This is a genomic window from Mesobacillus foraminis (assembly GCF_004340465.1).
Taxonomy (GTDB): domain Bacteria; phylum Bacillota; class Bacilli; order Bacillales; family Cytobacillaceae; genus Mesobacillus_B; species Mesobacillus_B foraminis.
On the sequence record NZ_SLVV01000001.1, the window covers coordinates 306,873 to 326,906 of the forward strand.

The following is a 20,034-nucleotide window of genomic DNA, read 5'->3' on the forward strand; positions in this document are numbered from 1 at the left end:
TATTTTAACAAAAGTGGCATGATAAAAACAGAAACTCACTTCTTACCTGTGCCATTTTGCAGCTTAAAATTAATTTTAAAAAAGCAATCATAAAATCTCCAAATGCGGGCATCATAATTTTTGAAGGGGAAAACAATTAACCAGTCGAAATGAGGTGTCTGTCAAAGACATATAATTCGATGTTTAATACGCTTCAAAAAACCTTCAAGGGGATGGTGGCATTGGGAACACTTAATGCATAACCTTAACCGTTCAGAAAATAACACTTTCAAATGAGGTGTTTGCCGAAGACGTACATCCGCATTATACGTTGTAGCGATTATAACGATAGGGGATGGTCCGATTGAACGTAGGTCCTGGTTTTTGACACATCACATTAAAAATGAGGTGTTTATCAAAGGCATACCTGCAGAAGGCATATGAAATGAAGGCACAATTTATGAAGCAAGAATTCCCCTTCAGGGACAGGATTCCATTGTGAATCCTGTCTTTTTTTATAATCATTCCTGTCTTTTTGCCCTGCTATATCCTTTATATTTATTTCATAACTGTGATAAAATACCAAAAAAGCGTACTTACGAAAGGAAGGTTATGATGTCGGACTGCATTTTCTGCAAAATCGTTAACGGCGAGATCCCTGCGGCAAAAGTTTATGAAAATGAGCATGTGCTAGCTTTTTTGGACATTAGCCAGGTTACAAAAGGACATACTCTTGTCATCCCAAAAGTACATAAGGAAAATGTAAATGAATTGACCGAAGAGATTGCCGGGAACCTATTTAAAGAAGTGCCTAAAATCGCAAATGCCATCAAAAAGGCTTATGATCCGATTGGCTTAAATACCTTAAACAATAATGGTGAGCATGCCGGCCAGTCTGTATTTCACTTTCACATGCACCTGATTCCCCGCTATGGAAAGGGAGACGGCTTTGGGGCTGTCTGGAAGACTCACAGTGACGAGTATTCTCCGGACGATTTGAAACAAATCGCTTCGGACATTGAAAAAAACATCTGACTTCTGCAGCTGCAGAAGTTTTTTTTATGAATTCTTTCAGAAAAAATAGAAATTTCTTCGATTATCTGATAGCATTGATTAAAAATTTATTCTTTACTGCAACACAGTAAAGTCACTCCGGAGGGATTAACATGGAACGCGCTTTTAATTTTAATGCAGGGCCTACTGCACTGCCAGAAGCAGTGCTGAAAAAGGCAGAGAAGGAATGGATGAATTACAATGGAACGGGCATGAATGTGATGGAAATGAGCCATCGCAGCAAGCCTTTTGAGGAAATCAACAATCAGGCGAACAGTTTGCTGCGCAAGCTTTTGAATATCCCTGACGATTATGAAGTCCTGTTTTTGCAAGGCGGTGCGAGCCTTCAATTTACAATGGTTCCAATGAACCTTCTCGAGGAAGGCAAAACGGGCCAGTACGTCCTGACTGGAGCCTGGTCAGAGAAAGCACTGAAAGAGGCAAAAAAGATCGGCCATGCAGAAGTCGCGGCTTCTACAAAAGATGGCAATTACAAAGCGATTCCTAGTCTTGACAGCATCCAGCCATCCAAGGATGCCGCCTATCTGCATATCACTACGAACAACACCATTTTCGGGACCCAGTGGCACTCTACACCTGAGAACCTTGAAGTTCCGCTAGTCGCCGATATGTCAAGTGATATATTGTGCAGGCCGATTGATGTCAGCAAATTCGGACTCATCTATGCAGGGGCACAAAAAAATCTGGGTCCTTCCGGAATCACTGTTGTGATCGTGAAGAAGGATTTGCTTGAACGTTCCAAAGATTCCCTGCCTACGATGCTCGACTACCGTACTCATGCGAATAACAGCTCCCTGTACAACACACCGCCGACGCTGGCGATTTATTTATTGAAGCTGGTCCTTGAATGGGCCGATTCTCTTGGCGGAGCGGCAGCATTGGAAAAAATCAACCGGGAAAAAGCAGCCCTCATTTATAACGAGATTGATGAGAGCGGCGGCTTCTACAACGGACATGCCGAAAAAGACAGCCGTTCCCTGATGAATGTGACCTTTACTTTAAATAGCCAAGAAGCTACTGATGCCTTCCTGGCTGAAGCAAAGGAACGCGGTTTTACAGGACTGAATGGCCATCGCTCTGTTGGAGGATGCAGGGCTTCCATTTATAACGCGGTTCCGATTGAGCACGTGGAAAAATTGGTACAGTTTATGAAGGAATTCAGGACTAGATAATCGCCTTTTACATCTTTACCCTTGTTAAAATTATGCTATAATGATATAAAGCTTTTCGCTGCAGGCAAAGAGTGCACTGCAGGAGAAGCAAAAGTTAGCTAGAATAGCAGAGGAGAGTTGAGAAATGAATACGAAAAATCTTGTTGCACTTGCACTGTTAGCGGGGATGGGTGCAGTCTTGCACACAGTTGTACCTCCCTTCATCCTGGGAATGAAGCCGGATATGATGCTGGTGATGATGTTTTTGGGGATTATCCTTTTCCCTGACAAGAAGAGCGTCTTGCTGCTTGGGTTGGTTACAGGCATATTATCTGCCATGACTACCGGTATGCCAGGCGGTCAAATCCCAAACCTCATTGACAAAATGGTTACTGCATTCATCTTCTTCGGATTATTGCAGGCTGTCAAAAGGTTCAGCGGCTCCGTCATTACAGCCGCAATCCTGACTGCAGTCGGTACAATTGTCTCGGGAATCATCTTCCTGACTTCTGCCTATTTCATCGTGGGCTTGCCGGGAGCGTTTGTAGGCATGTTCACACTGGCAGTTCTTCCTGCAGCTGCATTCAACACCGTATTTATGATTATTTTGTTTCCAGTTGCATCAACAATTTTTAGAAGAACAAAGCTTGTTCAGACTCATTAATGCAAAATTATTCAGGAACCCGGGAATAACGGGTTCCTTTTTTTTTGCACCTCCCTATGAAAATAAAGAAAATATCATGCCCAGGATCAGCAGAATCCCTCCCCCTGCTGCAAGAACTCCTGCCCTTCTCTTCAGACGTTTCTTTGGCGGATAAATGCCAGGCTTATGAGTTAGAACCAAGCATTGAAACATCCCGAAAAAAAATGCCCCGCTAAGGATAAAGGTTAATAGAGTAAGGATATCGTTTCGCCTCCTTCGCCCCCACTGGATACTGATGAAAATTATTAAATACCTGCCTCCCTGTGAAAAAGTATATAAATTTTCATTTCTGCGCTGCCATTTTCACAAGACGGTTTAATTCATGTATATTAGGAAAATAAATAAGGTATACGCCATAATACAATCCGAGATGAAGACTTGCCAGAAAACATTTACGTTCTCTGCCAGGAAAAAGGATTTTGACCCTTGGCTGCCGAAAATAAATATAAAAGAAATTGAGGTGGTTTACATGAAAGCAAGATCATTACTTTTGGGTTTCCTTGTAGGCGGTGCAGCTGCAGGTATCGCCACCCTCCTTTCAGCCCCAGATTCCGGAAAAGTAACACGCCGACAGCTTAAGGCCCATAAAGATGTCTACACAGCCGAACTCAAAGAGCTAAAGGATAGTCTAATGCAAATAAAGGACTCAGTCTCAACGGCAACAAAAGAAGGAAAGACCGTACTCGGGGAATTTGTTCATGATATCAAACTGTCTCTGTATGAATGGAAACTGAGTACCGATGAAAACAAAACCGCTCTCCAAAAAGAGGTGAAAGAAATAGAACAGACGATTCAGGAGCTTGAGAAAGACCTTTCTCCCGAAAACAAGGCTGAAGAAAAAGCAGCGCAGTAATTCACAGAAGATGAATGGTGTCCTTCTCTTCCTAATGAGCACGGGAGAGAAGGACTTTTTAAAATGGACAAAACCAAGGTTAATACATAAATTACCAGTAAAACTTATATAAATATAAGAAAAAGAAAATAATTTCTAAAAATTTAGTAAATTAATCTTTATTATTTATTGTTTTATTGGCATAATGTTAATAGAATCATAAAAGTAGGTGAATATGGGGATGACAGAAAAAAATTATTCAGTTAAGGAAGCATTGATATTCAGTCAAAGGGTTGCTCAGTTAAGCAAGGCTCTCTGGAAATCCATCGAGAAAGATTGGCAGCAATGGATTAAGCCTTTTGACCTGAACATCAATGAACATCACATTTTGTGGATAGCCTATCATTTAAATGGTGCATCCATTTCCGATGTAGCCAAGTTTGGGGTAATGCACGTGTCAACCGCTTTTAATTTCTCAAAAAAACTGGAAGAAAGGGGACTCTTGCAATTCTCTAAGAAGGAAAGCGATAAAAGGAATACTTATATTCAGCTAACCGAACAGGGAGAGGCTATTTTGCTGGAGCTGATGGAAAGCTACCAGCCTGATAAAAATGCCGTCTTTTCAGGCGCAATGCCATTGAAAGAGCTGTATGGAAAGTTTCCGGATATCATTGAGATCATGGCAATTATCCGCAATATTTATGGTGATGATTTTATGGAAATCTTTGAAAAATCATTCACCAATATTGAGAGCGGGTTTGTTGAGGAAGATGGTAAAATTCGGAAGAAGGAACCTGCTGCCAAAGAACTGGTCTAGTCTTTTAAATATCGTTTTAATTCCATCATAAGGGGAACATACAATCCTTGTTCAAGGCATGCAGGTATGATTTCCCCTGAGCGGAGCTTGGGAGGCAAAATGGCATTGAACTTATCGAAAAGCGGATGAAAATTCACGAACCCTTCCGCTTTCTGTTTTTGCAAATCTTTGCTCAGATTCTCACATGCAAGCAAAAGATCATTCACTTCCGTTTGAGTGAGTGATTTTTCTACAATCAGCCGGTAGAAGCCCAGATTGGTTTCTTTGACCATTTTTAACAGCAGCTTCTGGTGAAATTCCAGCATTTTCAATCTTTCCATTATTTCGTGATAATTCATATTTCAGTCCCCTTAATCATAAAATGCGTATGTACATAATATTACCATTTTTCACGGTCTGTTTTGTATTTGATTTTAAGGGTTTTTTAAGGGCTATAAAAAACTATCTTTTTTAATAAATATTTGATATTGTATTTAACATAATAAGTCTGAAAAAGGAGGGATTCTTGGATGATCTCCATTTTTATTGTATTCATAATATTTGCCAGCTTCATCCTGTTCTTTATCAACAAATTAACAGATTCCCTCTGTGAACAAAAGGAAATACCGGAAGAGCGGCAGTCACAGGTCTTTCGGACAATCAATATCCTTGTCACAATCCTTTTAATCTCGTCGTTTGTTGAAATTATGTTCACTACATAATAAAGCGGCAAGGATGCCCTTGCCGCTTTTTTGCTTCCCCTTCGCTCGGAGAAGCCTTTAATCATGAGTGCATCTTATAGCCAAGCTGCACCTACAATGATCAACAGAATGAATAACACGACGATTAACGCAAAGCCTGCACCGTATCCTCCGCCCATACTGACACCTCCTTTCAGTGTTTGATAACATATCCTATTCAGCAAATCCCCGGAACGCATAGGCTACTATCCTGATAAAAATTGATTTTCTTTGTTAGCAGTATGCTGCACCGACAATAATTAATAAAATAAACAGGACAACGATTAACGCGAACCCTGCATTGTTGTGGCCCATAAAAATACCTCCTTTTTTCTATTCGTGTTAGTCTATGACTGCCGTGTTTCATCTGGTTGGATGTTTGCCCAGAAGGTTAAAACTAAAATTTAAAAAGATTCTTTTTGTCTAAACCTATATTTGTGTTATAGTAAAACTTGTGGAAATAGATAATAATCAGAAAACTATTGTTTAGGAGTTGTTCAGCATGAAGAAATGGATCCTGCCCATTACCCTTGCAGCGGGAGTGCTAACGTTAACAGCCTGTAACGGCAATGAGAACTCAGAAGTTATTGTCCAGTCTGATGCCGGAGATATCACTAAAGATGATCTTTATGAAGCAATGAAGGATAAATATGGTGAACAAGCCCTACAAGAGCTTCTATATACAAAAGTCCTTTCAGACAAATATAAAGTGACAGACGAAGAGGTCGACAAAAAGGTTAAGGAACTAAAGACCGAGCTTGGAGACAACTTTGACCTTGTCCTTCAGCAGAACCAGCTTAAAGATGAAAATGAGCTGAAGAAACTGCTTAAGGATCAGCTCCTTATTGAAAAAGCAGCTCTGAAGGATGTTAAAGTCACCGAGGACGAGCTAAAGAAAAAGTACGAGGAATATCAGCCCGAGATTCGTGCAAGCCACATTCTTGTAAAAGATGAAAAAACAGCAAAAGAAGTGAAAAGCAAACTTGAATCAGGCGGGAAATTTGAAGATCTTGCAAAAGAGTATTCAACTGATACCGTTTCTGCGGAAAAAGGCGGAGACCTTGACTTCTTCGGTCCTGGAGCAATGGTGCCTGAATTTGAAGAGGCTGCCTATGCCCTTGATGTAAATGAAATCAGTGACCCGGTACAATCCCAGCATGGCTGGCATGTCATTAAGGTTACAGAGAAGAAAGATAAGAAATCATATGAAGATATGAAAGCAGACCTTGAATATGAGTTGAAGCTTTCCAAAGTGGATGCTGCGAAAATGCAGGAAACTCTTCAACAGGAACTAAAGGATGCCGATGTGAAAATCAAGGACAAGGATCTTGAAGGTGTAATGCCATCAGAATCTAAATCCGCATCAGCTGAAAAATAAAAATGAAGCATGAGAAAAGGGTTCCGTCACGGAACCCTTTTTTTATGCACCCATCGAGCCTTGCTTTTTTTCTTTTTCTTTTTCAAGGCGCTTCATATAAATTTCACCTTCTCGCTCAATGCTTTCCATTTCACCCTTCCTTTCCTCTTTTCCCGTCTTTATTGCCATAAACGCGCTTATCAAGATTCCTGCCGCTACAGCAAACACCCAAATGGGTACAGTCATCGACATTCCCTCCTTGCTATTGGTTGTCCTATTGGTTATTAATAGATATGAGGATGCCGGAAAAATATGACTTTTGTTAGTAAACTTTCTTTTATTCATTCAAAAAAAGAAAGCTTCCAATTATATAGAAGCTTTCTTTTTAAGAGTAGCAGTTTACTTATGAAATAACGGCTTGTAAAATGAACGATTATCCAGCGCAAAAGCTCTTTCGGTAAATTCTCCGGGTTTAACCCGGCTGAGCACTCGGTCAAGCATATTCATTTTCGCATCCAGATTATCAATATAATGAAGGATTTCGGCTTCTTTAATTAATGGCGGTTTTGGGCTTCCCCACTCAGCCTTACCATGATGGCTGAGGACCATATGCTGAAGGATCACGACTTCTTCACCAGATATACCAAGCTCTTCTGCAGCTTTTCCTATCTCATTCACCATGATGGAAATATGGCCAAGGAGGTTTCCTTCAATAGTATAAGAAGCGGCAACTGGACCGGATAATTCATGGACCTTGCCAAGATCGTGCAAGATCACGCCTGCATAAAGCAGATCCTTATCAAGGCTTGGATACAAACTACAAATTGCTTTTGCAAGATCAAGCATTGAAACGACATGATAAGCAAGCCCCGAAACAAATTCATGATGGTTCTTTGTGGCGGCAGGATACTCAAAGAATGCCTGCTGATGCTTCTTTAACAGATGACGAGTAATCCGTTGGATATTTGGATTTTTCATATCAAATATATATTGAGTGATCTTTGACATCATCTCATCTTTCTCAAGCGGGGCAGTCTCAAGAAAATCAGCTAATTTCACAGGATCTGCTGGTCCTGCTGGCCGGATTTGCCTTAGTTTGAGCTGTGTCCGTCCACGGTAGTTTTGGATATCACCCATGATCTTTACAATTTTTTCAGCACTGTAGGTATTTTCATCCCCATCGGAAACATCCCATAGTTTCGCTTCAATATCTCCACTCTGATCTTGAAGAATCAGAGTTAAAAAAGGCTTCCCATTACTGGCAATCCCTTTTGTCGCATTTTTTATTAGGAGGAACTTTTCTACCTGTTCTCCTACTTCATAATCAAGTATCCCTTTATTCATATAAAATTGTACTCTCCTTCCCTAATAAAGAGTATATCATATCAATCTGGCTTCCAAGAAAACTGCCCAACCTCCTTTATAGTTAACTAGTTGGCCAGGAATTCCGTTTTTCGGTTCAGGTTAAAGACTTCTCCAGATTGGAATTCTTTTAGCAGATGATCATGGCAAGTAAACAGCAATACTTGATTCCCCGTATACTCCCTTAGCAGTTCAATCACTCGTTTTGTCCGTTTTTTATCAAAATTGACAAAGCTGTCATCAATAATGATGGGGAAAGGATAACGGGAAATGAGTGTGCTTGTCAAGGCTAACCTGACCGAAACATATACCTGTTCCGCGGTAGCCTGGCTCAATTCATTAGCCTCGAACAAGGTATGGTCCTTCCTTTCGATTATAAAACCGCTTCCTGACAGCTGCGGAATCATCCTGATGTATTCCCCATTTGTCAACCGCTGAAGAATTTTTTCAGCATGTGCCAGCATTTTGGGCAGCCGTTCCTTTCTGTAGTCTTCGACCGTCCTGTTCAGCACCTCTTTTGCAAGTGCATATTTTGCCCATTCTTTTGCTTCTTCCTCAAACTCATACCTCATTTGTTTATACCTGTGAAGAAGCTCTGCATAGCTGCCTCCCTCTTCGAGCACTGCAATACGGTGTTTGATTTCAGCCAGCCTGTCCCTTAAGTTATTTTGTTCTTTTTGTACCATCTGCACTTCAGCTTTAGACCGTTCCAGTTCCTCTTTGAGCTCAGCAGGCATATTAAGAGCTCGCCTATCATGAAGGATTACACCAGCAACATCCAGCTGAAGAGCAATATCTGCCAGCCTTTCTTTCCATTTTTCAGCTTGTTCATGTCTAATGCCCTGGTTCCTGAACTCTTCCTCATTTTGAACCCTTGCAAGCCGGAAGAGATTGTTTCTATCCTCTTGAAATTGTAAAACCTCTTTTTTTAGCCGGGAGCATTCCTCTTTAATTTCAAGGAGCTTAGTCTGCAGTTCCCGGTATTTCGCCTCTTTTTCGATTTCCTCCCGTAATCTTTTCTTTAACAGGACAGCAGAGTCATGAAGAGGAAGATTAGGGTTGTCTAAAAAGGTTCCAGCCAGTTCTTCTAACTTGGAAGAGATGGCTTTCTCCTCTTTACTTATTAGTTCCAGCCTTTCTTGTATCCTTTTTTTCTCCCTGAATAACTGTTTCTGGCGATCAATCACCAGGAATGTATCATATATTTTTTTAACCCTTGTGCTGCTGTTCAACAAAAAGCTTTGGGCCAGCTCGGATTGCCTTTGGTTTAACTCACTCCATTCCAGCTCCCACTGCTCGAATAACTGGATGACTCTCTCATAGCGGATGTTTTGCTGTTCCAGCCTTGAAAGGAGATCCCGGTACTGCCCTTGCAATATCTCGTCCTTTGCAAGAGCCTCCTCTGCTGCCTTCCCATTATTTCCTTCAGACTCCTTTAGCCTCTCGATCAAGGCCTGTTCCTTCTTGTACAGTTCTGAGAGACCGCCGCCGTCCTCATTAAATTCAGCAGCCTTTCCATGCAAACGCAGCTTCATCACTACTATCAGAAGAAAACCAATAAACCCAGCAACAGACAAAAACAATTGTCCGCCCCATAGACCTCCCAGGGCAATAATCAAAAAAATGGTGCCCAGCAGGGCGGTTTGAAGGTTCTGTACCTTCTTTTCCTCTGTTTTTTTACTCTTTTCCTTTTCCTGCTTTGCTTTTATCGCGGCAGCCTGTTCCCTGACCTGATCGATTTCCGCCTTCAGACTTTCCCTCTGGCTGACAATCTTGGCCTGTTCTGCCAGCCTGTTCCTGCTTTGTTCATCGAGCAGTCTGTCTTTTAGGCTTGCCGCCTTGTTTTCGAGAGCCTCCATAGCCGCCGTTTCTTCCTGGAAGGTTTCTTCAAGAGCAAGCCGGCGTTCTTCCATTCTTTGCTGCTGCAGCTGGACTTCCTCTGCCCTTTCGCCAATAAACACACTGGTATCTACCTGAGAGATTGTATCCTCGTTAAAATCGACATGCAGCCGATCATTGGTCTTTTCAATTTCTTCGGTAATTTCCTCCAGTTTCAATTCCAGACTGCTTCGTTCCCTCCTCAGCTGGTCATAATCCGGCAGCTTATCAAGCTGCGCAGAAATAGTAAGCTCTTGTTCAAGCAATTCTTCGTCTGGTTTGTTTGTCCTGGCTTCTGTACCAATGGCTGCTGCCCGGTCCTCCAGCCAGGAAATCCTGGCCTGAATTGGTTTTAGCTGATCAGCAATGCGCTCCAGCCGGTTGATCCCGTCATGAGGAAATATGATTTCTCCATCCTTATCCAGCTGGCTGGTCAATTGACGCTCCTCTGCCATAAGAGGCTGCACACGCAAGAGTTCGTTCAGTCTGGAAATGCTATTCTCCGATTCTTGCTTCTTTTGATCAAGGTGCTTAAGTTTCTGCTCAGTCTCTTCCTTTTGAAGAGTGAGGCTTTCGTATGCTCCGCTTTCCTGTTCCGCTTTTTTTAATGCCTCATAGGTCATTCTCAGCTCTTTTAACTGATCATTTAAAACCGGTTTTTTCCCTCCAGGCTTGAATCGGTGATCGAGTTCCTTCTGAATCCGGGTTTCGGCTTTCAAGAGTTTATCGGTTCCCAATGCTCCTGCCGAGAATAAATACCTGCCTATCTCTTCTCCTTTTAGCTGGTGGATATTTTGCAGTCCTTTAAGATTGAAGGAGAATATGGATTGAAACGTCCCTTTATCCATCCCCCCCATTAATTCATGTAACAAGTCTTCCCCGCCGATTGTCCCATCTTCAAGGGAAACCGTTACATCGCCTGCTGCCTTGCCTTTCACCCTCTCAATGATCACAGTTCCTTTTTCAAGATGCCTTGCCTTGATAAGACCTCCATATTTTGAATGTTTTTTGGGTTCATATCTCGGCTCGGCCTGCTGTTTGGCAGGAAACCCAAATAAAACACTGTGGATAAAAGACATGATCGTGGATTTTCCGGCCTCATTTTCACCATAGAAAACCTGAAAGTCCTGAAGTGCGGTTATTTTTATATTTTCAAGCTTTCCATAGCCATAAATATGTATTTCCGTTATGTACATCAAGCTGGCTCTCCTTTCACTCTTTTTCCAATAGAAGGGCAAACAAGATTTGCTCTGCCTCTCTGAGAATTTCCTCTTTCTGTTCAGGTGGAATTTCCCCAAGATGCCTTCTTGCCAGACTATGCCCGTATAATGGCTGCAGCGCCTCATCCCAGCCATTGAAGCTGTCGATTTTTGAGCAAAGCTCTTCATAAAATTCACCCTGTGCTGCCAGCTGTGTACGACTGATGCCGGCGGAGTCTGAAAATGACAATCGCCTGAGCCAGACAAAGTTCTCCTTGTTCTTTTCTTCCTCCTGCAGGGCGTCCATTAGCTCCCCGCTCTCAACGAGTTCCACTGCTTCTTTTGAAAGGTTCCCAGTCCCGCTGATTTCCATTGTTAATACAATTCCCGCCCCTTCAGACCGGACCTTGTCCATCGATTGTATACAAAGATCGTACAACTCACTGCTGCTTTTACTAGAAGCGGCATCAATCCTCAGTTCCAGCCACTTGACATCATTCGCCTCAATAAACTCATATTGGGCTCCGCCCTCGCTGAGCTCCCCAAGGTATGCCCCCTTGCTGCCTGTTTCCTTTCTATTCCTTCCCTGAGGATTTCCGGGATATATGGCGGGGGGATCGTTGGACAGGACTTTTCTTTTATGTATATGTCCAAGCGCCCAGTAATCAAACTGTTTATCCTGAAGCTCTGTCAGACTGAATGGCGCATAATTCCCATGTTCGCTTGCCCCTTCTGAATTGCCGTGGAGGAGACCGATATGAAAATCTGCTTCCCCGAACTTTTGGTACTGATTTATCCATCTCTCCGTCAAATGCCTTTTAGGATAGCTGAATCCATATAGATTGACAATGGTTCCATCCTCTTTGACATATTGTTTCATCTCAACCTCGCTGGCAAAAACATGTACATTTTCCGGGAGTTCCAGTTTCGGCCATTTGCCTCCCAAGTGGTCATGGTTGCCGTGAATCACGTAGACCGGTATTCCCTGATCATTCAGTCTTTCCATTTCCTTCCGAAACCTGGCCTGGGCACGCAGACTCCGGTCCTCTCCATCAAAAATATCGCCTGCAATGATCATAATATCTGCCTCAGCCTTAATGGCGATGTTCACTATATTGGTAAAAGACTTGAACGTACTCTCTTGCAGTCTTTTAAAAATTCTTTCCGGGAGATGCTTGAGTCCCGTCATCGGACTGTCCAGATGCAGGTCTGCACAATGTAAAAAAGTAACCTTTTTCATGTTGGATTCCTTTCACATTCTTTTCTCTTATTTTACCACCTCCAAAAGGCGAATGCACGTTCTTATCCATATGCCGGCGAAACTTGGCCCCCCATACGCAAAAGCCCTGTAACAAACTGAGTTCGAATATGGCTTTCTCTGGATTGTTTTCTGACTATATAATGAAGCAGAAAGGTAACAGCTGAATAAATCAATGCGTTCATTTTTCATTAGAAGTTTAGTCCCGTAAATGGGACTTTACAGGAGGCGGTCGATACTAAATAAAAAAAAGCCAGGCTTAGGCAAGCCCGACAAGATAGATATTTTTAATTTGCTAATTTACTGTTTCTTCGTTAATTGCAAAGCTCTTTTAATATCTTTAAAGGAATTGGACTTCCCGTACATCAATACTCCTCCTCTATAAACCCTTGCACCAAAAATGGCGAGAAAGATTATGGTCCCAATGAGGATGGCAAATGATAAAGCGGTTTCCCATAAAGGGATATTGAGCATTCCTACTCTTAAAAACATGAGCATTGGGGTAAAGAAAGGAATGAACGATGTAACCGTAACAAATGGTGCTTCAGGCTGATTAAGGCCAAACATGGCAATCATGAACCCGGCGACCACAAGAAGGGTCATCGGTGTAATCATTTGCTGAACGTCCTCTATTCTGCTGACCAGTGAGCCAAGGAAGGCTGCCAGTGTGGCATAGAGGAAATAGCCAAGGATGAAGAACACCACGCTGTATATAATGGTTCCAAGGGGAACCTCCCCGAACCCGAAGAACTCAAAAAATCCTCCCTCCATTGATGCCAAATTCTGCTTGATGGAGAAATAACCAGCCAGTAAAAATACAGCCAGCTGGGTTAAGGACAATAGACCGATCCCCAGGATTTTAGCGAACATCTGCTTAATTGGCGAGACGCTGGAAATCAGGATTTCCATAACCCGCGATGATTTTTCTGTGGCCACCTCCATCGCAATCATATTAGCGTACATGATTACTGAAAAATAGATGACAAACAGCAGAACGTAAACCAGTCCCCTGGCCTGATTGAGTTCCTCTTCCGTTTTTGCCTCTTTTTCAAGTGCTTCTTTTTCAAAAGCCACTGGTTCATACAATTGACTCAGCTGCGCTTCTGTCAGGTTCAGCTGCGAAGATGCCATTACAGACTTTAACTGCTGTAAGCCGGTTTGCAGGTCAGCCGCAAGAGCCGTATCGGCCATGCTCATTGCCTTGTAAGTACCTGCCGGGAGATTGCCTTCCGATAACTCCACCTGAAGAATCGCAGTAAACTTACCGTCTTCCACCTGCTCCGCTGCTTCCGTCACAGACCCTTCAAAGCGGGCAAGCGTTATTTCTTTGTTGACCCCTTTAACCTGTTCTTGAAGAGGGGCGAATAATTGTCCGGATTCATCGATTACTGCAACCTTCTTGTTTTCTTCCCCTTCATTAAAGAAATCAATGATTCTGGGCATATTTGTTAAACCTACCATTATGGCGGCAGTTAAGATGGTTGTCACAATGAACGATTTTGTTTTTAGCTTGCTTATATATGTATGGAAAAGAATGATAAAAAAATTATTCATAGGAAGCACCTGCCTTTTCAATGAAAATATCATTCAAAGAGGGCTCCTCCAGGACAAATTTGCGAACAAAGCCCTTCCCGGCTATATCCCTGAAAATTCCATGCGCTGCCTCTTCCCCAGTTATTTGGAGATAGATCCCTTCCGGCGTCTGTTTTGCTTTCACTACTCCTGGAAAACTTTGAAGATAAGAAACATCGAAATCAGCATGGATGACTAAATTCTTCTTGCCGAACGACCGTTTAATCTCTTTAAGGGATCCATGGACGACGGGCTTTCCTTTCTGCATGATGCACAGATACTCGCACATTTCCTCGACATGTTCCATTCTGTGGCTGGAAAACACAATGGTGGTGCCCGAATTTTTAAGCTCAATGACTGCATCCTTCAACAGCTCGACGTTCACCGGGTCCAGTCCGCTAAAAGGCTCATCAAGAATCAACAGCTTTGGCCGATGGATGACCGCTGCTATAAATTGAATTTTTTGCTGGTTCCCTTTCGAAAGTTCCTCAATCTTATTATCGAAATACTCAGGAATCCTGAACCTTTCCAGCCAATAGCCAAGCTCCTTAATGGCTGCCTGTTTTTTCATTCCTCTCAGCCTCGCAAGGTAGACAATTTGATCCACCACTTTAAGTTTTGGATATAGTCCCCTCTCTTCGGGCAAGTAACCGATCATTGAACTTTGTGAATAGTCAATCGCCTTTCCATCCAGGGTGATTTTCCCTGCTGTTGGGTCCAGCAATCCAAGGATCATCCTGAAGGTGGTTGTCTTACCCGCACCGTTTGCCCCCAGGAAGCCAAACATTTCTCTATCGGGAATGGACAGATTAAGACCATCGACTGCCGTGTAATTCCCAAATCTTTTTGTAACCTCTTTAAGGATCAAAGCCATTTTTCTTCCCCCTCCTTTGCCAATAAACTATACGGTTCAATTCCGAAAAGGTTCCATTTTTATTCCATCTACCAATTTGCCCACTATTCAAAATTATGCGAGAATAGTAGTGGAACTAATGAAAATACGAAAGGGGTACTAGTTGTGGACACCTATAAATTGACCGCTTTTAAATCTGATGGTGAAAAGCTCCTTGACGAATCCTTTCAGGCAGAAAATGATGAAGATGCAAAGAAAATCGGAACTAAACGACTCTCGGAGAAAGAGCTTCTTGACTCTACCCACCGCTGCACCTCTCCAAGGGGGAAACTGATTCTGTTCCACCCTTAAAGCCGGGCCGGGCTGTCGATAAAAGGGTTCGGAATAATCTTATTCCGAACCCTTTTTGGGCTTATATATAGTTTTTTACGGCAGACTTTCGCGAAAAGCCCAGAAATGCTAGATTCAAACTTGTGTGCAGTCTGTTGATTTCATGCCTGCGGGCGGCGAAGAGCTCTCACCGCCCCAGTGTTGCCCTCTCCACAATCTTCGCCACTCTTCGCGCCTATACTCAAAGCCAGGCCTCCAATTCTATTTTCCTATAAAATTTGGTTTTCTCTTCTCCAGAAAAGCTTTAACTCCCTCTTTATGGTCCTCGGTCTGGCGCATTTTCGATTGAGCATACTTTTCAAGCTCAAGTGTTTTCAACAGGGAGGCCCGATTATCTTCAACGAGAATCTTCTTGGTTTTGATCATCGCCTGAAGCGGTTTTTGCTGCCACTCCCCAAGCTTCTGTGCAATCTTTTCCTCAAGGTTCTCATCGGATATTTCGTCAATCAGTCCCATATCAAGTGCCTCTGCTCCAGTCAATTGCTTTCCTTCCCAAATCAAATGCTTAGTCTTTGTTTCTCCAAGCCTTGATTTCATAAAATAATGTCCGCCTCCATCAGGAATCAGCCCAATCCCGATAAAATTCATGGCCAGCTTGCTCTCTCTTTCTGCCATGATGTAATCTGTGGCCAATGCAAGGCTTAACCCTAAGCCCGCTGCCGCCCCAGTAATGGCTGCTAACGTAATTTTAGGCATGCTGTAAAGGGTAACGGCAAGCTCATTTATGCTGTCCATCACTTCGGAGAAATCGCTTTCATCTCCTTTCGCCAGCATCATCTTAATATCGCCGCCAGCGGAAAAAGCCCGGCCCGCTCCTTTTAATACAACAATTTCCACCTCATCGGAACTGCAAAGCTCCTTTAAACTGCAGCACAAACCTTTGATCATCTCAAGGTTAAGTGCATTTAATGACTCTGGCCGGTTTAATTCAACCATGGCTACCCCGGCTTCAGCACTTACCCTGATGAGCCCGCTATTGAAATCGCTCGTCACCGTCATCCCCCCAATTTCATTTTAATTTTATTATAAAGAAGAATAGCCATGATTTATATATTTGTCAGATTACTTCAATAAATTTTAACGTTTTATTCTGAGAATTTGTGCCTACATAAAGAAAAGCTCCCTTAGGACTGGGAGCTTTCTTTATGGAACAGTTCTTTTAATAGTTCGAGCTTCTTTTCGGTATAATCAGTAAAACTGTCGTTATATGTCTTCGGATCCTTTGGATTGGCAAAGTGAGTGATTTTCCCGGTTACCGGGTGTATAAACTTGCTGGAAGCCCCGCAGCCAAGTCCAATGATGGTTTGCTGTTCTTCCATGATAATGATGTTGTAGAGGCTTTCCTCTCCCGGCTTTGAATAACCTACATTTTCAAGGTTTCCAAGGATGTTTTTCTGCCGGTACAAATAATATGGGACATAGTCATGCTTCTTCGTCCAGTCTTCTGCAAGCTCCATCATGCACTCAATTTCTTCACGGCCGGCGACCTTATATTTTTCCTTGTTCTTCGTCATTTCCGAGGCGCGCTTAAAGGATAATGTATGGACTGTTAACGATTCTGGCATCAGCTTTTCCGTCTCATTGAGCGTATGGGTGAACTCCTTTGTGCCTTCACCCGGAAGACCAATGATCAAATCCATATTAATATTGTTCATCCCCATCTCTCTGGCAAGGTGGTATTTTTCCACCGTTTCCTCAACGGTATGGTGCCGCCCAATGGCCTTTAGCGTCTCCTGGATATAGGATTGAGGATTAATAGATATTCGGTCAATTTTCCACTTATTCAGGACATCAAGCTTTTCAGGAGTGATTGTATCTGGACGGCCTGCTTCAACTGTGATTTCTCTGATATTTTCTATATTCGGGAAAGAGGTGTGCATTTCCTCATAAAGCATATCCATTTCTTCAGCGGTAATGGAGGTTGGTGTCCCTCCTCCATAATAGACCGTTGTGATATTGATCCCGTTTTCCCTTAGCCATTTTCCTGTTTCGCGCATCTCATAATGAAGTCCGCCAAGGAAACTGTTTACAGAACCCTGCCGGCCATTAATTGCATAAGCCGGGAATGTGCAATAGGCGCATTTTGTAGGACAGAATGGAATGCCGATGTAGATGCTTACTTCGTTTCGCAAATCATAGAAATCCGGAATGACGGATAGCTGGCGATCCACAATCCGCTGCATAAGGTCAATTTTCTCCGGAGTAATCAAATATTCCTCGGCAAGTTCCCTGTGTGCGGTTTCTACATCTATTCCATCATGCAGTTTTTTATGAAGCAGCTTGGTCGGGCGGACTCCCGTCAATATGCCCCATTTTTGTATAGTGCCTGTCCAATCCTGGAGAACAGTAAGGTATGCATGGGAAACCGCATTTTTAACAAGCCTGAATTGTTCTTTTTCTGTTAAGCCAGCTGGCAGCTCATTCGTATATTCTGCCGTATATGTTGCATCACCAGCAGACAGCACGGCATGGACCTCGGCATTGCTCCCTGTTGTCAATGAAAACTGAATTCTTGCATCATATTGTCTTTCGGTCTTCTCAAATGTAATTTCGGGTTCTTCGAAGAACAGATTTGCAATCAGCTGCAATGGACGTTCGAACCGTTCATCTCTCATGCCTTCTATAAAAATATACAATTATATCACCTTTTTAAAATATGCTGCCTTAAGTTTACAGAATCCACTGAGCAAGGTCAATATAGTGGCAAAGCTTACTAATAGCCTGGAAAGGCCTGCCAGGAAATATGCAGGCAGGCCGTTTGCTATTTTTTTATAATATTCATTTTCCGCAAGAATTCGATCGGCTGCTGCTTACGGAAATGTTCCTTGACCATATAGGCGACACCGTTTTGATTATTGGTCCTTGTCACCCAGTCGGCAGCCATCTTTACCTCCACCTCTGCATTTCCCATAGCGACGCCAAGTCCACATGCTCTGATCATGTCGATATCATCGATCCCGTCGCCGATTGTGACCATTTCTTTTAAAGCTACACCAAGATGCTCACCCAACGAAATCATCCCATTCAGCTTCGAAACTCCCTGGGGAAGTATATCCAGTCTAAAATCATTAAGCTTTGTCATGTTCACCTCAGAGAACATGGAGGAAAGAGCATCGCCGGCATCTACGAGATCCTCTTCAAATTCAAAGTACACTTCTATCTTCGGAGCTGATATTGGGTCATCAGTCAAAGTTTCACTGATGGAATCGACAAATTGCTGAGAATAGAACAACGGATCACCTGTTGTAAAGACCGTTTTTGCAAGCAGGTTATGATTTAATTTATACTTATTGGCCAATGAAAATTCATCATGAACAATGCGGATCTGGCACGGGAAACCTTCAAGAAACCGAACTAGCTCATAGGTGATCTCCTCCGGAATCCGCCTGGTCAGGATTGCTTCTCCCTGTTCGGAAGAAATATATGCTCCTTGATGGGTAATAAGATAGGAGTTTATTTTAAGCGCCTTTGCCACTTTTCTCGCTGAGGGAAAACTCCTCGATGTGACCAGTGTGACATAAACGCCTTTTTGCTGAACATAGGCGATTGCTTCTTTTGTGGATTTATGGATTCTTCCATTTGACTGGAGAACGGTGCCATCCACATTCAAGGCTAGAAGACGGTAAATCATACTGTGGCCCCCATTTCTGTGATGTTTCTGTCTTACCTATTTGTATGAAAATCCTTGGGATCTTAGAACAAGTCTGCGATGCCCCCTGTTCAAAACCCTGGCGGCCCTATTGAAGCCGGATAAAAAGGGAATTCTGTGACCGATGCAGCTCTTCCAAGTAATTGAGGTTACATCCCTAACAAGCGCCTTTACAAGGGCCGGACAGTGTTTCACCTGGCTTCCCAGTGGATATTGAGGCTCTGTGGTTAGCAGGCATGTTCTCCTTGACCTTTCCTCTTTCAATACTGGTGTTCCGGGGTATATCGAGCTTATTCTACCTTACCTGCTTTCTTACTAACGGCGCTCCGTGATTCGTAAACCCGCTCTACGTTACTCTCCTTCTTGTAAATGGTGACACTGGGTTCGTAGACCTGCTCTACGTTACTCTCCTTCTTGCAAATGGTGACTCCGGTGTTCATAGAACCTGCCCTACTAGACCTGCCTACATAAAAATGATGCTTCCGACTTTCGCGGACTCTCACATGAATTTTACAAAAAATGGGCTCCCAATGTACGCAAGCTTCCTTTCTGGCAATTTTCTGCTTCCGGATCATATTCCTCCCTCCCTGGCCATCTAATCGAGGATGAGCTGGCAGATTTGCGATGCGAGGCTGCGCAATAAAAAAAAGTGCCCCATTTGGGACACTTTTTGCTATCTCATCATTATTGGTTTTGTTCAGGTGCACCATAAAGCTCTTCAAGCGGCTTCATGATAATTTGATTGATTTCGGCAATCACAGTGCTCATCCGCTGTTCTGCCTGCATCAGCTGAGAAATTTTTTGATGCTGCTGAACAAGGGCAACGGTTTTTTGCGCCTGTTCAACTTCTTCTTGGGAAATTTCCTGGCCCATCATTTGCTTTTGCTGCAGCTGCATTTGAATATTGCGGAAGTTTTCAAACATTCTCCGTGCTGATTCGTCACTATTTACATCATCATAAAGCTTTTTCAAGCCAGAAAACTCTTCACTGGCACGAATCGCCTTTTCCATTTCATAAGCTGCATCATATAGATTTACTGACATCTTAACACTCCTTTTCCATTCGGAACTCCACTACACTATAACAAAGTATGCGCCCAATTGCGAGAAGTTCATAAATTGCTGCTCCGCTCCTCTGGAACACCCTGCCCTGAATAGAGCCGAAGCACCATCCAACGCCCTGTATCATACGATAAGGTATCAGCTATGGCCTACTTTTTGCAGATTTTATTTTAACCGAA

The 20,034-nt window shown here is 42.9% G+C and carries 22 protein-coding genes; 8 read left to right on the forward strand and 14 right to left on the reverse strand.

Annotated features, from left to right (window positions below; genetic code table 11):
• Nucleotides 1-594: 594 nt before the first annotated feature.
• The 3 genes from EV146_RS01445 to EV146_RS01455 all read left to right on the forward strand — a co-directional run bounded on the left by EV146_RS01445 (nt 595) and on the right by EV146_RS01455 (nt 2,868).
• Nucleotides 595-1,014 carry an HIT family protein gene (locus tag EV146_RS01445; protein ID WP_132001467.1) on the forward strand — a complete coding sequence of 140 codons (420 nt, stop codon included), beginning with the start codon at nt 595-597 and terminating at the stop codon, nt 1,012-1,014.
• Between the two features lie 131 nt (nt 1,015-1,145).
• Nucleotides 1,146-2,225: a 3-phosphoserine/phosphohydroxythreonine transaminase gene (gene serC / locus EV146_RS01450; protein WP_132001027.1), complete on the forward strand. Its 1,080-nt coding sequence runs from the start codon at nt 1,146-1,148 to the stop codon at nt 2,223-2,225.
• Between the two features lie 124 nt (nt 2,226-2,349).
• Nucleotides 2,350-2,868 carry a tryptophan transporter gene (locus tag EV146_RS01455; protein WP_132001029.1) on the forward strand — a complete coding sequence of 173 codons (519 nt, stop codon included), beginning with the start codon at nt 2,350-2,352 and terminating at the stop codon, nt 2,866-2,868.
• Between the two features lie 54 nt (nt 2,869-2,922).
• Here the strand turns inward: EV146_RS01455 and yhzF are convergent, their stop codons facing one another.
• Nucleotides 2,923-3,153: a membrane protein YhzF gene (gene yhzF / locus EV146_RS28460; protein WP_479684627.1), complete on the reverse strand. Its 231-nt coding sequence runs from the start codon at nt 3,151-3,153 to the stop codon at nt 2,923-2,925.
• Between the two features lie 223 nt (nt 3,154-3,376).
• Between yhzF and EV146_RS01460 the strand changes: the two genes are divergently transcribed.
• Both EV146_RS01460 and EV146_RS01465 read left to right on the forward strand, forming a co-directional pair.
• Complete coding sequence (locus EV146_RS01460; protein WP_132001031.1) at nt 3,377-3,760, forward strand: YtxH domain-containing protein; 384 nt, start codon at nt 3,377-3,379, stop codon at nt 3,758-3,760.
• Nucleotides 3,761-3,980: 220 nt separating this feature from the next.
• On the forward strand, nt 3,981-4,556 hold the full coding sequence (locus EV146_RS01465; RefSeq protein ID WP_121609680.1) for an HTH-type transcriptional regulator Hpr: 576 nt from the start codon (nt 3,981-3,983) through the stop codon (nt 4,554-4,556).
• Here EV146_RS01465 and EV146_RS01470 read toward each other — a convergent pair.
• On the reverse strand, nt 4,553-4,894 hold the full coding sequence (locus EV146_RS01470; RefSeq protein ID WP_132001033.1) for a DUF1878 family protein: 342 nt from the start codon (nt 4,892-4,894) through the stop codon (nt 4,553-4,555). The two genes, EV146_RS01465 and EV146_RS01470, sit on opposite strands and share 4 nt — an antisense overlap.
• A 180-nt stretch (nt 4,895-5,074) precedes the next feature.
• Between EV146_RS01470 and EV146_RS01475 the strand changes: the two genes are divergently transcribed.
• Nucleotides 5,075-5,257 (forward strand): hypothetical protein, encoded by a 183-nt coding sequence (locus tag EV146_RS01475; RefSeq protein WP_371862533.1) that lies wholly within the window; start codon nt 5,075-5,077, stop codon nt 5,255-5,257.
• Nucleotides 5,258-5,331: 74 nt separating this feature from the next.
• On the opposite strand, the gene EV146_RS01480 is transcribed toward EV146_RS01475, so the two are convergent.
• A complete protein-coding gene (locus EV146_RS01480) occupies nt 5,332-5,415 on the reverse strand; it encodes a YjcZ family sporulation protein (protein WP_082252812.1) in 84 nt (27 codons plus the stop codon).
• A gap of 94 nt (nt 5,416-5,509) precedes the next feature.
• A complete protein-coding gene (locus EV146_RS01485; protein WP_121609683.1) occupies nt 5,510-5,590 on the reverse strand; it encodes a YjcZ family sporulation protein in 81 nt (26 codons plus the stop codon).
• A 187-nt stretch (nt 5,591-5,777) separates the two neighbouring features.
• Between EV146_RS01485 and EV146_RS01490 the strand changes: the two genes are divergently transcribed.
• Entirely contained in the window at nt 5,778-6,653 is an 876-nt protein-coding gene (locus EV146_RS01490) for a peptidylprolyl isomerase (RefSeq protein ID WP_121609684.1), read from the forward strand.
• Between the two features lie 42 nt (nt 6,654-6,695).
• Here the strand turns inward: EV146_RS01490 and EV146_RS01495 are convergent, their stop codons facing one another.
• The 6 genes from EV146_RS01495 to EV146_RS01520 all read right to left on the reverse strand — a co-directional run bounded on the left by EV146_RS01495 (nt 6,696) and on the right by EV146_RS01520 (nt 14,775).
• Complete coding sequence (locus EV146_RS01495; protein WP_132001035.1) at nt 6,696-6,878, reverse strand: sporulation YhaL family protein; 183 nt, start codon at nt 6,876-6,878, stop codon at nt 6,696-6,698.
• A gap of 153 nt (nt 6,879-7,031) precedes the next feature.
• Entirely contained in the window at nt 7,032-7,976 is a 945-nt protein-coding gene (yhaM, locus tag EV146_RS01500) for a 3'-5' exoribonuclease YhaM (protein WP_132001037.1), read from the reverse strand.
• An 86-nt stretch (nt 7,977-8,062) separates the two neighbouring features.
• On the reverse strand, nt 8,063-11,068 hold the full coding sequence (locus EV146_RS01505) for an ATP-binding protein (protein ID WP_241993782.1): 3,006 nt from the start codon (nt 11,066-11,068) through the stop codon (nt 8,063-8,065).
• 16 nt (nt 11,069-11,084) lie between these two features.
• Nucleotides 11,085-12,311 (reverse strand): metallophosphoesterase family protein, encoded by a 1,227-nt coding sequence (locus EV146_RS01510; RefSeq protein WP_132001041.1) that lies wholly within the window; start codon nt 12,309-12,311, stop codon nt 11,085-11,087.
• Between the two features lie 318 nt (nt 12,312-12,629).
• On the reverse strand, nt 12,630-13,883 hold the full coding sequence (locus EV146_RS01515) for an ABC transporter permease (RefSeq protein WP_132001043.1): 1,254 nt from the start codon (nt 13,881-13,883) through the stop codon (nt 12,630-12,632).
• Complete coding sequence (locus tag EV146_RS01520) at nt 13,876-14,775, reverse strand: ABC transporter ATP-binding protein (protein WP_132001045.1); 900 nt, start codon at nt 14,773-14,775, stop codon at nt 13,876-13,878. Before EV146_RS01520 ends, EV146_RS01515 begins: the two co-directional genes overlap by 8 nt.
• A 144-nt stretch (nt 14,776-14,919) precedes the next feature.
• Between EV146_RS01520 and EV146_RS01525 the strand changes: the two genes are divergently transcribed.
• On the forward strand, nt 14,920-15,105 hold the full coding sequence (locus EV146_RS01525) for a YhzD family protein (protein ID WP_121609691.1): 186 nt from the start codon (nt 14,920-14,922) through the stop codon (nt 15,103-15,105).
• Nucleotides 15,106-15,345: 240 nt separating this feature from the next.
• Here EV146_RS01525 and EV146_RS01530 read toward each other — a convergent pair whose 3' ends face one another.
• The 4 genes from EV146_RS01530 to EV146_RS01545 all read right to left on the reverse strand — a co-directional run bounded on the left by EV146_RS01530 (nt 15,346) and on the right by EV146_RS01545 (nt 19,837).
• Nucleotides 15,346-16,143, reverse strand: coding sequence for an enoyl-CoA hydratase (locus tag EV146_RS01530; protein ID WP_181215894.1), 798 nt, complete (start codon nt 16,141-16,143; stop codon nt 15,346-15,348).
• 125 nt (nt 16,144-16,268) lie between these two features.
• On the reverse strand, nt 16,269-17,780 hold the full coding sequence (locus EV146_RS01535) for a coproporphyrinogen III oxidase (RefSeq protein ID WP_132001049.1): 1,512 nt from the start codon (nt 17,778-17,780) through the stop codon (nt 16,269-16,271).
• Nucleotides 17,781-17,905: 125 nt separating this feature from the next.
• A complete protein-coding gene (locus tag EV146_RS01540) occupies nt 17,906-18,775 on the reverse strand; it encodes a Cof-type HAD-IIB family hydrolase (protein ID WP_132001051.1) in 870 nt (289 codons plus the stop codon).
• Nucleotides 18,776-19,477: 702 nt separating this feature from the next.
• Nucleotides 19,478-19,837 carry a YlbF/YmcA family competence regulator gene (locus EV146_RS01545; RefSeq protein WP_121609696.1) on the reverse strand — a complete coding sequence of 120 codons (360 nt, stop codon included), beginning with the start codon at nt 19,835-19,837 and terminating at the stop codon, nt 19,478-19,480.
• Nucleotides 19,838-20,034 lie beyond the last annotated feature (197 nt).

What these genes read in the sequence shown, in the direction of transcription:
- EV146_RS01445 (WP_132001467.1), top strand. Translation starts at nt 595, where the DNA reads ATGTCGGACTGCATTTTCTGCAAAATCGTTAACGGCGAGATCCCTGCG.
- serC (WP_132001027.1), top strand. Translation starts at nt 1,146, where the DNA reads ATGGAACGCGCTTTTAATTTTAATGCAGGGCCTACTGCACTGCCAGAA.
- EV146_RS01455 (WP_132001029.1), top strand. Translation starts at nt 2,350, where the DNA reads ATGAATACGAAAAATCTTGTTGCACTTGCACTGTTAGCGGGGATGGGT.
- EV146_RS01460 (WP_132001031.1), top strand. Translation starts at nt 3,377, where the DNA reads ATGAAAGCAAGATCATTACTTTTGGGTTTCCTTGTAGGCGGTGCAGCT.
- EV146_RS01465 (WP_121609680.1), top strand. Translation starts at nt 3,981, where the DNA reads ATGACAGAAAAAAATTATTCAGTTAAGGAAGCATTGATATTCAGTCAA.
- EV146_RS01470 (WP_132001033.1), bottom strand. Translation starts at nt 4,894, where the DNA reads ATGAATTATCACGAAATAATGGAAAGATTGAAAATGCTGGAATTTCAC.
- EV146_RS01480 (WP_082252812.1), bottom strand. Translation starts at nt 5,415, where the DNA reads ATGGGCGGAGGATACGGTGCAGGCTTTGCGTTAATCGTCGTGTTATTC.
- EV146_RS01485 (WP_121609683.1), bottom strand. Translation starts at nt 5,590, where the DNA reads ATGGGCCACAACAATGCAGGGTTCGCGTTAATCGTTGTCCTGTTTATT.
- EV146_RS01490 (WP_121609684.1), top strand. Translation starts at nt 5,778, where the DNA reads ATGAAGAAATGGATCCTGCCCATTACCCTTGCAGCGGGAGTGCTAACG.
- EV146_RS01495 (WP_132001035.1), bottom strand. Translation starts at nt 6,878, where the DNA reads ATGACTGTACCCATTTGGGTGTTTGCTGTAGCGGCAGGAATCTTGATA.
- yhaM (WP_132001037.1), bottom strand. Translation starts at nt 7,976, where the DNA reads ATGAATAAAGGGATACTTGATTATGAAGTAGGAGAACAGGTAGAAAAG.
- EV146_RS01505 (WP_241993782.1), bottom strand. Translation starts at nt 11,068, where the DNA reads ATGTACATAACGGAAATACATATTTATGGCTATGGAAAGCTTGAAAAT.
- EV146_RS01510 (WP_132001041.1), bottom strand. Translation starts at nt 12,311, where the DNA reads ATGAAAAAGGTTACTTTTTTACATTGTGCAGACCTGCATCTGGACAGT.
- EV146_RS01515 (WP_132001043.1), bottom strand. Translation starts at nt 13,883, where the DNA reads ATGAATAATTTTTTTATCATTCTTTTCCATACATATATAAGCAAGCTA.
- EV146_RS01520 (WP_132001045.1), bottom strand. Translation starts at nt 14,775, where the DNA reads ATGGCTTTGATCCTTAAAGAGGTTACAAAAAGATTTGGGAATTACACG.
- EV146_RS01530 (WP_181215894.1), bottom strand. Translation starts at nt 16,143, where the DNA reads ATGACGGTGACGAGCGATTTCAATAGCGGGCTCATCAGGGTAAGTGCT.
- EV146_RS01540 (WP_132001051.1), bottom strand. Translation starts at nt 18,775, where the DNA reads ATGATTTACCGTCTTCTAGCCTTGAATGTGGATGGCACCGTTCTCCAG.
- EV146_RS01545 (WP_121609696.1), bottom strand. Translation starts at nt 19,837, where the DNA reads ATGTCAGTAAATCTATATGATGCAGCTTATGAAATGGAAAAGGCGATT.